Origin of the sequence: Flavonifractor sp. An9, from assembly GCF_002161245.1 — a bacterium.
Classification (GTDB): Bacteria; Bacillota; Clostridia; order Oscillospirales; family Oscillospiraceae; genus Flavonifractor; species Flavonifractor avicola.
Map to the genome: position 1 here is coordinate 270050 of NZ_NFHC01000001.1, position 13764 is coordinate 283813.

General features: G+C 58.6%; 10 protein-coding genes. 1 reads left to right on the top strand and 9 read right to left on the bottom strand.

The window, feature by feature from the left end; translation table 11 throughout:
- The 6 genes from B5G40_RS01355 to B5G40_RS01380 all read right to left on the bottom strand — a co-directional run bounded on the left by B5G40_RS01355 (nt 1) and on the right by B5G40_RS01380 (nt 7561).
- Nucleotides 1-2004: an alpha-amylase family protein gene (locus B5G40_RS01355; RefSeq protein WP_087398510.1), complete on the bottom strand. Its 2004-nt coding sequence runs from the start codon at nt 2002-2004 to the stop codon at nt 1-3.
- Nucleotides 1994-2950: a carbohydrate kinase family protein gene (locus tag B5G40_RS01360; RefSeq protein ID WP_242959112.1), complete on the bottom strand. Its 957-nt coding sequence runs from the start codon at nt 2948-2950 to the stop codon at nt 1994-1996. The genes B5G40_RS01355 and B5G40_RS01360 overlap by 11 nt, the downstream gene beginning before the upstream one ends.
- Nucleotides 2951-2984: 34 nt before the next feature.
- Entirely contained in the window at nt 2985-4325 is a 1341-nt protein-coding gene (locus tag B5G40_RS01365) for a glycoside hydrolase family 32 protein (RefSeq protein WP_087398511.1), read from the bottom strand.
- A gap of 114 nt (nt 4326-4439) precedes the next feature.
- The gene (locus B5G40_RS01370; RefSeq protein WP_087188254.1) at nt 4440-5300 is read right to left on the bottom strand and encodes a carbohydrate ABC transporter permease; all 861 of its coding nucleotides are present in this window, start codon (nt 5298-5300) and stop codon (nt 4440-4442) included.
- Nucleotides 5300-6172, bottom strand: a complete 873-nt coding sequence (locus B5G40_RS01375) for a carbohydrate ABC transporter permease (protein WP_087188255.1) — start codon at nt 6170-6172, stop codon at nt 5300-5302. Before B5G40_RS01375 ends, B5G40_RS01370 begins: the two co-directional genes overlap by 1 nt.
- 12 nt (nt 6173-6184) lie before the next feature.
- A complete protein-coding gene (locus tag B5G40_RS01380) occupies nt 6185-7561 on the bottom strand; it encodes an ABC transporter substrate-binding protein (RefSeq protein WP_087327974.1) in 1377 nt (458 codons plus the stop codon).
- A 373-nt stretch (nt 7562-7934) separates the two neighbouring features.
- Between B5G40_RS01380 and B5G40_RS01385 the strand changes: the two genes are divergently transcribed.
- The gene (locus B5G40_RS01385; protein WP_087398512.1) at nt 7935-8978 is read left to right on the top strand and encodes a LacI family DNA-binding transcriptional regulator; all 1044 of its coding nucleotides are present in this window, start codon (nt 7935-7937) and stop codon (nt 8976-8978) included.
- A 198-nt stretch (nt 8979-9176) separates the two neighbouring features.
- Here the strand turns inward: B5G40_RS01385 and B5G40_RS01390 are convergent, their stop codons facing one another.
- From B5G40_RS01390 to B5G40_RS01400, 3 genes are all read right to left on the bottom strand, one after another.
- Nucleotides 9177-10424 (bottom strand): WG repeat-containing protein, encoded by a 1248-nt coding sequence (locus B5G40_RS01390; RefSeq protein WP_087398513.1) that lies wholly within the window; start codon nt 10422-10424, stop codon nt 9177-9179.
- A 31-nt stretch (nt 10425-10455) separates the two neighbouring features.
- The gene (locus B5G40_RS01395) at nt 10456-10962 is read right to left on the bottom strand and encodes an RNA polymerase sigma factor (RefSeq protein ID WP_158099463.1); all 507 of its coding nucleotides are present in this window, start codon (nt 10960-10962) and stop codon (nt 10456-10458) included.
- A 121-nt stretch (nt 10963-11083) separates the two neighbouring features.
- Nucleotides 11084-13624 carry an RNA polymerase sigma factor gene (locus B5G40_RS01400; protein WP_158100252.1) on the bottom strand — a complete coding sequence of 847 codons (2541 nt, stop codon included), beginning with the start codon at nt 13622-13624 and terminating at the stop codon, nt 11084-11086.
- Nucleotides 13625-13764: the final 140 nt, after the last annotated feature.

A 13764-nucleotide genomic window follows, 5' to 3' on the forward strand; every position in this document is an offset into this window, starting at 1 on the left:
TCACTCCTCCGTGTGCAGGTACCAGGCAAAGCCGTAGGGGTAGAGCTTTACCTGCCTGAGATCATCAAAGGTCCCGCCGTAGATCAACTCCTCAAAGGGACCCTGGTCAGCGTTGGAGACGGTGACAAATTCCTGACTGAAGTTGAACAGGGCGATGAGTTTGCGGCCCTGGTACCACCGGCCGATGCCCAGCACCCGGCTGTCCCCGGTGTCAAAGGTCCACATCTCCGCCCGGGCGTCGAAGGCGGGCTCTGCTGCCCGCAGCTCCTCCAGCCGGCGCAGGCCGATGAACTGCTTGCCCTGGCGGGTGGTGGGATCGTGGCGCATCTTGGCCAGGTCCCACTGGAAGTCGCCCCGGTGGATGTAGCGGCTGTCGTCCCACTTCTCGCCGTCGTGGTGGTAGGAGTAGTCGTTGAGCTGCCCCACTTCGTCCCCGCTGTACAGCACGGGGATACCGCTCTGGGTGAGCATCCAGGCGTGGAGCATCAGGTCGCAGGAGATTGCCCGCTCCAGCTTGAAGGGGTCACGCTCATAGTCGGCGGCCTCCACTCCGCACAGGGAGGCGGTGGTGCCGCACAGCCGAGCGTCGCCCAGCCGGGGATCGTCGTTGTAGAGTTCGCCCCGGCTGTTGCTGCCGGGCAGCTTACCGGTAAAGAAATCATTGAGATACTTCTTGTGGGCAACCTCGTCGGTGCCGAAGTGCTCCTTCAGCCAGGGGTAGTCCAGGCCCCAGCCGATGTCGTCGTGGCAGCGCAGGTAGTTGAGGAAGAGAAAGTCCCGGGGCAGGGCGCACACCGCGTCCACCTGGTGGCGCAGCAGGGACACGTCGGCAGTGGCCAGGGTGTGCCAGGTGGTGGCCATGGTGGTCACGTTGTAGAGCATATGGCATTCCGGCTTGTCGGTGGAGCCGAAGTAGGGGGCCACCTTGGCCGGCTCCATGACCACCTCGCCCAGCAGCAGTACACTGGGGCAGACGATCTCGCACACCATACGCATCATCCGCACCAGGGTGTGGACCTGGGGCAGGTTGCGGCAATCGGTGCCCAGTTCCTTCCAGATGTAGGGCACCGCGTCCAGCCGGATCACGTCGATGCCACGGTTGGCCAGGTAGAGCAGGTTCTCGGTCATGTCGTTAAATACCATGGGGTTGGCGTAGTTCAGATCCCACTGGTAGGGGTAGAAGTTGGTCATGACCACCTGCTTGCAATCGTCCAGCCAGGTAAAGCTGCCGGGGGCGGTAGTGGGGAAGACCTGGGGCACTGTCTTTTCGAATTCCCGGGGGATATCCCAGCTGTCATAGAAGAAATAGCGCTCCCGGTAGCCGGGCTCGCCTGCCCGGGCCTTTTTGGCCCACTCGTGGTCCTCGCTGGTGTGATTCATGACGAAATCCAGACAGAGGCTGATGCCGTCTTTCCGGCAGGAATCCGCCAGGTGCTCCAGGTCGGCCATGGTGCCCAGCTCGGGCTGCACCTTCCGGAAGTTGGAGACGGCGTAGCCGCCGTCGCTGCGGCCCTTGGGGCTCTCCAGCAGGGGCATCAGATGGAGATAGTTGACCCCGCACTCCTTCAGATAGGGCAGCTTCTCAGCCACCCCATTGAGGGTGCCGGCAAAGGCGTTGGTGTAGAGCATCATGCCCAGCAGCTCCCGGCGGCGGTACCAGTTGGGGTCGGCTTCCCGTTGGGCGTCCTGCACCCGCAGGTCCGCCTTGCGGTCCTCCCAGCTCCGGCGGAGCATCTGGATAAAGTAGTCAAAGGCGCCCAAATCGCCGTGGTACAGCTCGCAGTAGAGCCACTTCAATTCATCGTAGTGCCGGGCCAGACGGTGCTCAAAGACGGAGAAATCCGCTCCGATCCCCACCTGGGCGGGGGTCAGGGGCGCTGCCGCCTTGGTTTTCTTTTTGGGTTTGGACGCCTTGGGGACGGTTGTCTCCGCCGCCTGCTGAATCAGCCGGCCGGTCTGTCCGGCGGTGGTGGGGGCGGCTTCCTTGGTCTGCTTACGCTTCATGGGCGTTGTCTCCTTCCTCCAGCTCCGCCATGGTGGGCATGGCGGGAATGGCTCCGCTGCGGGAGCAGGTCTTGGAGGCCGCCCGGTTGGCAAAGGCAAGGATGGCTTCCAGTTCCGGGGCAGTCAGGCCCTCCAGGGGCTTTTCGCCCCGGCTCACCAGACGGCTGAGCACTGCGCCCAGGAAGGTATCCCCGGCGCCGTTGGTATCGGCCACAGTGGTGGCTACGCCGGGCACCAGGCCGGTCTTGCCCTGCCAGCGGTAAAAAGCACCCTTGTCGCCCAGAGTCACAAGGATCAGGCGAATCCCTTCAGCCTCCAGCCGACGGGTTCCCTCTTCGGGATTGTCGGTGCCGGTGATGAGGGGCAGCTCCTCGTCGGACAGTTTAAGTACATCCACCAGGGGCAGAGGCTTCTTCATCCACTCCACCGCCTCTTCCTGGCTGTTCCACAGGGCGTCTCTGTAGTTGGGATCGTAGCTTACCAGCACACCGGCCTCCCGGGCGCTCTGTGCGGCAAAGAGGGTGGCCTCCCGGGCGGGACCGGCGGTCAGGCTGACCGAGCCGAAGTGGAGCACTTTGCTTCCGGTGATCAGCCCAGTGTCCACCTCTTCCGGCTTCAGGTTGCAGTCTGCCCCCCGCACAAAGCGGAAGGAGCGCTCGCCGGTGTCGGACACGGCCACCACAGCCATGGTGGTGGCAGCGTCGTCGGTCCGCAGGCCGGACACGTCTACCCGGTTCTCAGTCAGCACCCGGGTCAGGTAGGCGCCGAATCCGTCCTGGCCCACCTTTCCGATAAACGCGGTATTGGCCCCCAGCCGGGCGGCAGCAACTGCTACGTTGGCAGGTGCGCCACCGGGATTGGCGGCAAACAGCGGTACCTTTTGCTCATTGACCCCAGTCTGGGTCAGGTCGATCAATACTTCGCCAATGGCGGTAATATCCATCATGGACAATCCTTCCCTTTCTCCTTGAAATAGGTCCTCAGCCGTCCTCCCTGAGGGTAAGCAGCTGCTCCACCGGACCTTCCAGCCGGTCCTTCAGGCCGTATACCACATGGCTGACCACATAACGGCCGCCATCCACAAATATCTCGATCAGATGGTCGTCTACAAATACATCCAGCCGGCAGTACTCCTCGCCCAGCGCCGGAGTCTGGGCGGTGGTCCGATAGTTGGGCAGATGGGGGAATACCTGGCTGCGGTCGGTGACGATCCGGCCGTCCTCCAGCGCAATGCGGTAGCCGCACACGTCCAGCACATCCCCGGACCGGAGGGTGGTTTTCAGGCGGAAGGGACGATTCCGCACCGCCTGGTCCCAGCTGCCGTCCACAGGACGGAAAAGCCCTTCCACATTGGGATGGGGGACAAAGCAGACCTTGCCCTGCCGCAGCTCCAGCACCCGGGGCAGGCTCATCATGCCATTCCAGGGGCCCCGGCCGTCCCCAGGGTCCTCTGCCGCCTGGGGCATCCGCATCCAGGCGATGAGCACCCGACGGCCCTCCTGATCCACAGCGGTCTGGGGGGCATAGAGATCCAGACCATAATCCACAAACTGCATCGGCCCCTTGAGGGCGAGGGTGCAGGTCTGGTGGTCAAAGTCCGCCAGGCCCCACATGGCGTGGTGGGCATATTCAATCTCCGGTTGGGTGACGCCCATGGGGGAGCCCAGGAGCACAAATGCCTCCCCCAGCCGGACCAGATCGGGGCACTCCAGCATGGTACGGAACTCCGGGGAGGAGTACTGGTTCACATAGTCCCAGTGCAGAGCGTCCCGGCTGCGGTAAAAGAGAGCCTTGCCCTGTTCCTTGCGGAAGGTGCTGCCCAGAATCATGTAATAGAGCCCATCCTTTTCCCACACCTTGGGGTCTCTGGTGTCCTTGGGGTCACCGATGGATTCGTCGGCCAGCACCGGGATGATCTGGCGCTTGGCTCCCATGTTGTCAAAGGTCCGGCCGTCGTCGGAGATCACCATGGCCTGGCTGGTCACAAATGCGTCGTTGGGGGGAATGTGGATATCTTCCTCGTTCTGCTGGAGGTAGCGCACGGCGGAGTAGTACAGATACAGCTTTCCGTCCCGTTCCAGAGCGCTGCCCGAAAAAACGCCGTTCTGATCGTAGCTCTTGGTGGGATAGAGGGCTACCCCCAGGTGCTCCCAATGGACCAGGTCGCGGCTCACCGCATGGCCCCAGTGCATGGTACCCCAGCGGGGGGCGTAGGGGAAGTGTTGGTAAAAAAGGTGGTACTCACCTCGATAATAAATAAAGCCGTTGGGATCGTTGATCCAGTTTCCCGGCGCTTTCAAATGCAGGGTATCTTTCCGCATGGGTGTGCTTTTTCTCCTTTCCCTGTAGCCCCTGAGGGCAATGCTGAAAGCCAGTATAACCGAAATTCTACCACAAGGGCAAGAGACCCTTGTGGTAGAATTGAACGGGTTTTGTTATTTGACTGCGCCGGAAACAACGCCGCCGATGATCTGCTTCTGGAGGATCACATAGAGGATGAGAATGGGGATAACGCACAGCAGCAGGCCGGCCATGATGGTGCCGTAGTCGGCGGAATAAGTACCGTAGAAGCTGTAGGTGGACAGGGGCAGAGTGAGCAGCTCCTTGTCGGTCAGCACCAGGGAGGGCAGCAGGTAGTCGTTCCAGAAGGCAAGGGAATTGAGGATGACCATAGTGGCGATGATGGGCTTGAGCAGGGGGAAAACGATCTTGAAGAAGGTCTGCCGGTGGGTGCAGCCGTCGATGTAGGCCGCTTCCTCCAGGGCGATGGGGATATTGCCCTTGATAAAGCCGTGGAACATGAACACTGACATGGCCATGGAGAAGCCGGTGTGCATGAAGATCAGGGTGATGCGGTGGTTGAGCACGTTGAGGGTGCCGCCGTAGATGCTCACCAGGGGAATCATGATGGCCTGGAAGGGGATGATCATGGAGGCCACCATCAGAGCAAAGGCGATCTTGGAGATGATGTTGTTGCGGCGGACAATGTAGTAGGCCAGCATGGAGGACAGCAGGGTGACCAGCACGGTGGCCGACACCGTTACGATCAGGGAGTTTTTAAACGCGTTGAGGAAGTCCATCTGGGTAAAGGCCTTCACGAAGTTGTCGAAGGACAGACCCTTGATGGTAAACAGCCAGGAGAAGGGATCGGTGATGATATCCCGCTTTTCCTTCAGAGAGTTGATGACCACCATGATGAAGGGGAACATATAGGCGATGAAGATGATGATCATGCCGGTCATGGCCAGCGCATTGGCTACCTTGCGCTTGGTGCCGCCGATGGTCGAATTATTCATTATGCATCCACCTCACGTTTCTTGGTCAGGTACACCTGAATACCGCTGATAATAGCCACGATCACAAACAGGATCAGGGCCTCAGCCTGGCCCACGCCGAACTGACGGGAGGTAAAGGCCTTTTCGTAGACGTGCATGGCGGCCATCTCGGTGGTGCCGTAGGGAGCGCCGGCAGTCAGGGACAGGTTCACATCGTACACCATGAAGGCACGGGACAGGGTGAGGAACAGGCAGATGGTGATGGAGGACATCATCAGGGGCAGGATGATGTGACGCAGCTTGGTCCAGCCGGTAGCGCCGTCGATGCTGGCGGCCTCCATCACGTCCTTGTTCAGGCCCATAAAGCCGGCCACATAGATGAGGATCATGTAACCGGACAGCTGCCATACGGAGACGAACACCAGAGCCACAAAGGCCAGGGTGGGGTCAGACAGCCAGGAGGCACCGAAGAGCTCCCAGCCGGTGGCCTCGCCGATGCCCACGAACACGCGGGAGAATACGAACTGCCAGATATAGCCCAGCACCAGGCCGCCGATCAGGTTGGGAGTAAAGAAGCCGGCCCGGAAGAAGTTCTGACCCTTAAAGCCGCGGGTCAGCAGGTAGGCGATGGCAAAGGCCAGAATGTTGACCACCACTACCACGACCACCACATATTTGAAGGTCAGCAGCAGGGAGGACCAGAATTGGCTGTCCTTAAGTACACTGAGGAAGTTGGCTCCGCCGATGAAGTTCTTTGTATCGGAGACGCCGTTCCAGTCGGTCAGGGTCAGATAAATACCGTAGATAAAGGGGATGATTACCACTGCCGCGAAACAGAACAGGCCGGGCAGGGCAAATCCGCAGAAATCTTTTCCTCCGCTTTTTCTTTTCATCCTAGCTCCTCCTTATTGCTGCTCGTCCCAATAGGCCACGATGGAATCGATCAGCTCCGCCCGGTCGCTTCTGTCGGCCAGATACTTCTGCATGGCGGCGCCCAGAACAGACCAGTGGTCGTTGGGAACAATGGCGGACGCGTTGAAGGCGGTACCCTCATGCACCCGGCTGTAGATGTCCCGGCTCAGGGGATCAGAAGGCTCATAGGGGTTGTTCTGGAAGGGGGGGATGATCTTGCAGGTCTTGACCAGCATCTGCTGGCCGATCTCGCTGAACACGATCCAGTTCAAAAACTCCTTGGCCGCAGCCTGCTCCTGCTCCGTGGCCACGACCCCGTCCAGCATGACCTGCTTGGAGGGAGAGGCCTGGATCTGCTGGTTCACGAAATCGTCGGGGTCATTGTTCATGAAGTAGGGCAGGAAGCCGTACTCATCGTCCTCCTCGGCGTCGGCCTCGGCCAGGTTGGGCCAGGCCCAGTTGCCGTTGAACCAGAAAGCAGTCTTGCCGTCGGCCAGGTCGATGGCCATCTCGTCATAGTCGGCGCCCAGAGGGTCACGATAGGCCACATTGTACTTCTTCAGGATATCAAACATATCCAGGAACTGGGACATACGGTCATAGGTGGTCAGATCCAGCTGACCGTCCTTGATGAGGTTGATACACTCCGCGGCGCCGTCAGAGGTGCCGTCGTAGGTCTCATAGATGTACTGCAGGTGATGGGCGCCCAGGGACCAGTCCTCCATAGCCAGGGAGATGGGGTGCTCCATGCCGGCTTCCACCAGCCGGTCCAGCAGGGCCACAAAGTCGTCCTGGGTCCGGATGGTGGTGGGATCAAAGGGCTCGCCCAGGGTCTCCTCGATGACTTCCTTGTGGTAGATGATGCCGCGGCCCTCAATACAGAGCGGGAAGCTGTACACTTTGCCGTTGATTTCAGTGGTATAGCCCTCTGCCTCGGCGATCCAGGGCTGGTCGGACAGGTCAGCCGCCTTTTCCTCAGCCAGGGCGATGACGTCAGTGGTGTCCAAAATGGACAGCGTGGGGGGATTACCAGAGTTGTACAGGCTGACTACTTTGGTATAGGGGGAGTCGCCGTCAGTGACGGGCATGACTTCCACGTGTACACCGGACTTTTCCTCGAAGGCCGCCGCCATTTCCACCAGAGCGGTCTGGATCTCGGCCTTGGAGTTGAGCAGGGTGATGTTGGTGCCGCTCAGGGACGGGTCGTACTCAAAGGTGTCCACCGACATATCGATGGGCTCCACCGCTTCCACCGCGTTGGGGTCGTCCGGATCGCTGGCAAAGCCGAACCGGCATCCCGACAGCATTCCAGCCATCAGGGAAGCCGAAAGACCCAACGCAATGAATTTGGTCAATGCGTGTTTCTTCATTGTCTCTCCTCCTGTTTCCTCTTTTTTTCTTTGAATTGGTGACGAAAGCATATAAAAACCGGTTGTATAACCGGTAATGGAACCGGTTATTTTTAAATAATATTACTCCTTACGATAAGCTTCCGTCAATGCTTTTCCCCCGCTGGAAATATTTTTGTAAAATCCGCCTCATTTCCAGTGCTTAAAATTATGCACAATTACACCCAGCTTCCCCGAGACCAAGGGATTGCATCCATTTCTTCTCTTTGCTATAATAAAATTCAATCAATTCCGAGAAGAAATCGCGCATTTATCTTCAAGGTTTTACCAGCCGTGTGTTCTGTCTGCGCCAAAGCAGATTGGCACATGACCTCGGCAGATTGAAGGGCTTGATATGGAAGAGAAAAAAAGAGTGACCTTTGACGACATTGCCAGATATACCAATTTTTCCAAGACAACCATATCCAGATATTTTAACGACCCGGATTCTTTGACGGAGAAAAGCCAGCAGATCATTTCCGATGCACTGGAGAAGCTGGACTACCATGAGAACCGGGTAGCCCGCATTCTGGCCATGGGAAAGACGGAATTCATCGGCGTCATCGTCCCCGAGTTTTACCACCGCTTTTATTCAGAGGTGCTCAACCAGATTCTGGCCACTTACGAGACCTTTGGCTATAAATTCCTGGTGTTTATCGGCAACAATAATAAGGAGAGCGAGCGCCGGTACATCAAAGAGCTGCTCTCCTATCAGATTGAGGGCATGATTGTACTGAGCCATACCCTCTCCTCCCAGGAGCTGTCTCAGTTTCAGATCCCGGTGGTGGCCATCGAGCGGGAGGACCAGTTTGTATGCAGCGTGAATACCGACAATGAAGCCGGTGGACGGCAGGCGGCTGCCCTGCTGGAGGAGCAGCAGTGTGATATTCTCATCCATATCAACTCCCCTACAGATCCCCGCATCCCTGCTTATGGGCGCATCCGGGGGTTTGAGGATTATTGCCAGGCCAACGGTCTGGCTCACGAGGTGATTCTGCGGGAGCTGGACCGGTCCTATGAGGAGGACCAGGCCATCCTGCAGGACATTCTGAGGGAATGGGACAAGAAATACGCCCGCAAGAAAATCGGTGTGTTTATGGCCAACGATACTACGGCCAACACCCTGCTGAACCTGATTATCCGGCGGTATGGTTATCTGCCCAAGGAGTATTGCATCGTTGGGTTTGATAACTCGCCCACGTCCAGAGAGGCCATTATTCCGCTCAGTACGGTGGGGCAGCAGGTGGACCGGCTGGCCCATGAGGCGGTCCAGCTGTTGGTGGATCAGATCAAGGCCCGCAAACAGGGAAAGACGCTGGCGGAGTCGGTCCCCGTCCATAAAATTGTCCCTCCTGTCCTGTTCCGGCGGGCCACTGCCGGAGGCGTGGATGTGATCTGAGGGCTGAACGATAAAAACCGGCGGACTGCTGTTACAGCAGTCCGCCGGTTTTTTATCGCACGTTCTGGCCGGAACTTCCGGGGCGGCGAGAGACAGTCAAAATGTTCCGCTGAATGAAGGGAAAGGAATGGAAGCAGCAGATGAAAAAACTTTTGTCTGGCATTTACCGCAGCGGGGAGACAGCTCCGGGGCACAGCGTCAATATTCCATGACGATATTGCCTTCCAGATCGACGATCACACGTTGTTCATCCAGGGTTTCCGCCTTGGCATAGCCGTCGGAATAATAGGCGCTCACATCCTGGATACCCTTGTCGTAGGGGACATACAGGATCTCCATATCCTCGTTGACGGCCACGGTGGCATAGTCCTCAGTGCCGCCGATGCCGGTGATGTTGCCCTGGTCATCCTTGAGGACCGGCGCCGGACCCACATAGACTCCGTTTTTGATGGCAAGGGTACCGTCCGAATGGGAGTGCTCGTAGGCGTCGGTGGGGAAGAAGGTCTCGCCCTCGGCGTTGATGAAGTTGAAGTCGGTACCGCCCCGACTGGAGAGGTGAGAGGAGACCTCCACCCAGTCGGTGTTGTTGAAGTTGCTGGTGATGGTGGAATAGTGGCTGTCGGCTACATCAAAAACCACGTTGCCGCTCTTGTCGATGAGCTGGTTTTCCACCACCGCGATGCCGTTGTCGGCGAAGGGACCGCCCCGGGAGCTCAGGCCCCGAATGACGATATTGCCTTCCACATCCATGTAGCCGTACTCAGAGTACCCCTTCGGGGTGTTCTTGAAATCAAAACTCACCATGCCATTGGATACCTGGACCAGATAGTAGTCCTCCTGGGGTTCAATGACATACTCAAACTGATCGTTGATGACGGCCTTGTTGTCCACCACAGCGTAACCGTCGTCGGAAAAGGCGGTGAAGCTCTCTTCCTCCCGAGGCTCAAAGGCGATCTCCCCGTCCTCCAGGTAGAAGTAGCCGGTGCCCAGTTTGGTGCCGTCGGCCTCACATACCGTCCCCACGGCGATGCCGTTGGCGGAGAAGGCCAGCTCGTCAAAAAAGCGCATGAAGATATAGTCCGAGACAAAGTTGCCCTCCCGGTCAATGAGGCGGAACTCGTCGCTGTTGCTGCCGGTGCGGACAAAGGCGGTGCCGTTGACTTGGAAATCACGGGCAAAGGTATACTGAGGCTCGATTACCCATGTCCCCTGGGGATTTTTGTAGCCGTATTTTCCTGTCTCGCTGTCCTTGGCGGGGGTCATGCCGTACTGGAACAGGGCGTCGGGATCGTAGGTGTCGGTGTAGGAGGCGTTGCCGCCGGCCGGCTCCGATCCACCGGCGGAGCCGGAGGGGGACTGGCCGGGGGACTGTCCGCAGGCGGAGGCCAGCAGAAGCAGGCTGCTCAGCGCTGTCAGTGCAAAAATTTTTCCGGTTGTGCGCTTCATAGTGTCAGATCTCCTTTTCAGATAGGGTGGCTTATTCGAGAAATTGGGGCAGCTTTTTCAGGGCCCGCTGGGCCCGCTTTTTGACCCGCTCGTAGTCGATATTCAAGCGGATGGCAATTTCTCTGATGGTGTGTCCTTCAAAGTATTTCAGCTGCAAGATCTCTCGGTCCAGTTCGGGGAGCCGGGCCAGCGCCTGACGGAAGTGCTCCTGTTGTTCCCAGACTGCGATGGGATCATCAGGCGGGTCTGCCGACTGTGCTGCCAGCCATTGCTGCTGATTTTGCCTCCAGCGCCGAATGGCTTTGCGCTCGGAGATGGCCGTCAGATAGGCTCGCAGACTTCCTTTTCCCGGATCGAACTGCTTTCTTTGCAGATAAAAGTCAGAAAAGGTATCCTGCACGCAGATATGAATATCCTCGTCGCAATCCAGCTTTTGAGCGGCGGCAAAGCGAACCGGCTCCCCGTAGCGCTTCCACAGCAGGTCCATACCTGCAGTGGGATCAGCATCCAACAGTTCCAGCAGCTGTCGATCGTCCAAGTGTGTCCCTCCCTTCCACATACTAATTGCAGGCAAAAGGGAAAAAGGGGACAGCTGGACAAAAGATTGGGAAAAAATCCGCCTCCTTCCAATGGGGAAGGAGGCGGATTTGATAGAGGTACTATGGAATGGTGACGGGGATATCGAAGGGGTGGTTCCAGCGTAAGACAGGATCGGTAAAGGTAAGATCTGTGGCATAGAGGCCGGGTGCGTGGCGCAGCAGCAGGCTGGTCAGCCGGGGTTCACCCTCCTCAAAGACATATTGTCGCTCGCAGGCGCCGGAAAAGTAGGCCTCGTCGGTCAAAAAGAGCTGAAGACCCACATCTACCAGGGTATAGTCCTCCATGCCGGAGTGGAGGGAGAGGTCCAGCCGGGACACCAGAGGGGCCTCCTGGGGCTGGTTAATCCCGCCGGAGGGGTAAGTGATGACGGCGGCGGCAAACTGCTCCAGAATCGCCGGGTCGGTCCCTATCCCGGTGATGGATGACAGCTCGATCCGGCCTGAGAAGCAGGTATAGACCGGTCCCACAGGCAGAACCTGTCCCTGCTGCTGGGGCAGGGGAATGGCCATATGCCAGCTTTCCGGCGCCGTCAGGTAGAGGTAGGGGACATGGAGGGTGTAATCCCCGGCGGGGATGTCTCCAAAACTCCAGTCACTGGCGTTATTCTGCCGTCCGGGCTGATATTCTCCCTCATATACGGTGCCGTCGGCGGCCGTCAGGGTAATGGGCGCGTCCGTGGCGCCCAGAGCAGTCAATGGGCTGCGGGTCAGCGTGCTGGTGGGAATCATATATTTGTCGGAGGAGGCGGGGGACAAATTAAGAATCACTGCGCCGTCGGTCCGGCGTGGCGTGGCGGTAAGGCTGTAGTTTCCCGATGTGCCGGTATAGGAAGGCCGCTCCGGCTCGGGCTGTACCGTCATGGAAATGGTGAAGGGGTGGTTCCAGCGGTAACAGAGTTTTTCCGCAGGCAGAGAGAGGGTGGCCTGATCCAGCCCGTTCAGTGTGCCTACCACATAGCCTCGGAACTGGGTATATTGCCCGTCCGAATCATAGACCGGCTCTGTCCATAGACCGGCCTCCACATTGTGGTAGGTCGTATTGTTCAGTATCACAGTGCCGGCCCCGTCCTCCAATACCGGAATGGCTGCCGGGACACGCTCCGGGTCCTCTCCCTCCCAGGTGGCCTCCATAGCCCACCAGGTGTAGCCAGCCTCGTCATAGGAGTGGGAAATGGTGCTACAGTAGGCGGTGACGTCGTCAATGGGGAAGGGGCGATCCAGGGTCAGCGTGCCGCCGGGCAGGGAGAGGGAGACCGGTGCTCCGTCAGAAGCGGAGAGGGACAGCTGTACCGTGGGGGAGTCTGTACCGGCGGCTGGATATTGATAGACATAGGGGACGTTGAGCACATAATCCCCCGGCTCAGCAGGGCCGAAATACCAGTTCAGATAGGTATCGCCATTGAAGGGAGAATAGGAGGTGGGCTCGCCCTCCAGTACGGTGCCGTCCGGCGCGGTGACGGTGATGGGCAGTTGAGGTCCTCCGTAGTGGCTCCAGATCCCTTTGGTCAGGGAGGGAGAGGTGTTGAACGGGCCGGTGTTCAGCGGATGGATGGAGACCACCAGCTCCCCATTTTCAAGCCGGGGCACCGCCAGCAGGCCGCCGTCGGCCTCAGTCACCGAGTAGAATCCGGCCTGCTCCAGGGCAGTTTCCTCCGCGGCCACCAGGGTGATGGGTAGGTCGGTACCATCCAGGGTCAGAATCAGCTCCAGGGAGGAGGCGGAGGACTGCGGCAGATCTCCCTCATAGATCAGCCGCAGGGAGTAAGCTCCGAGAACGTCCAGCCCGTTCTGGCTGATGGAGATGGGCTGGAGGTTATCCAGGCCGCTGAGAGAGATATCCAGAGGCGTGAGGTAGGGACTGGTTTGGCCGTACAGGCTCAGATCGGCCAGGAAGGAGCCGTTCTGCCAATAGGCGTCCTCCAGATGGATCTCGTACAGCTCACCCTGAATGACAGCGCTTTGCTCCAGAATGTAGGTGCCGGCCTGAGGATCGGAGTCCACGCCGTAACCGGGTACAAAGCCGAAGTGGCGCAGGATCATGTAGGCGCAGGCAGCCAGCGCGGCCAGGATGAGGGCCACCAGCAGACCCAGGGACAGCGCCCGCAGCAGCTTTTTCAGACTGCGCTGCTGCCGCTTTTTCACCGTCTCATAGGGCAGGCCCAGGGAGGCGGCGATCTCACGGGCCGTCAGTCCGCCGTAATATTTCAGGCGGATGATCTGTTGGTCTACCGGGTCCAGCGCCGACAGGGCCCGCTCCAGTTCATCCTGCTGTTCCAAATGGGCGAAGGGGTCCGTTACTTCCTCCGGCTGTGGTGAGGAGGAACGTTCCCAACGGCAATTTTCCTGGTGCCGGCGTATGGCACACCGCCGGGCGATGACGGCCAGGTATCCTTTCAGGGTGCCCTTGCTGGGATCAAAGTGGTCCCTCTGTAAGTAGAATTCCGAGAAGGTCTCGTTGACACACTCCTTGATGTCTTCGGCACTTTGAAGATAAGTGCGGCACACCGACCAAAGCAGGCCGCTGTACCCTTCGATCAAGTCCGCCATGCCCTGTTCCGGATCCCGGTCCAGAAGGGCCAGCAGCTTCCGGTCCTGCTCCATGAACACATCGCCCCTTTTCATGAGAAGCTTTATTTATGTATTATCTCATAAGCTGGAAAATGGGACAAGTGCTGGAAATCAGAGTGCAAAAAATAAAAAGACCTGCCATCCGCAAAATGCGGACGGCAGGTCTTTTTAGA

Bases quoted from the DNA above. Each gene is read 5' to 3' on its own strand.
- B5G40_RS01355 (WP_087398510.1), bottom strand. From the start codon at position 2,004: ATGAAGCGTAAGCAGACCAAGGAAGCCGCCCCCACCACCGCCGGACAG.
- B5G40_RS01360 (WP_242959112.1), bottom strand. From the start codon at position 2,950: ATGATGGATATTACCGCCATTGGCGAAGTATTGATCGACCTGACCCAG.
- B5G40_RS01365 (WP_087398511.1), bottom strand. From the start codon at position 4,325: ATGCGGAAAGATACCCTGCATTTGAAAGCGCCGGGAAACTGGATCAAC.
- B5G40_RS01370 (WP_087188254.1), bottom strand. From the start codon at position 5,300: ATGAATAATTCGACCATCGGCGGCACCAAGCGCAAGGTAGCCAATGCG.
- B5G40_RS01375 (WP_087188255.1), bottom strand. From the start codon at position 6,172: ATGAAAAGAAAAAGCGGAGGAAAAGATTTCTGCGGATTTGCCCTGCCC.
- B5G40_RS01380 (WP_087327974.1), bottom strand. From the start codon at position 7,561: ATGAAGAAACACGCATTGACCAAATTCATTGCGTTGGGTCTTTCGGCT.
- B5G40_RS01385 (WP_087398512.1), top strand. From the start codon at position 7,935: ATGGAAGAGAAAAAAAGAGTGACCTTTGACGACATTGCCAGATATACC.
- B5G40_RS01390 (WP_087398513.1), bottom strand. From the start codon at position 10,424: ATGAAGCGCACAACCGGAAAAATTTTTGCACTGACAGCGCTGAGCAGC.
- B5G40_RS01400 (WP_158100252.1), bottom strand. From the start codon at position 13,624: ATGGAGCAGGACCGGAAGCTGCTGGCCCTTCTGGACCGGGATCCGGAA.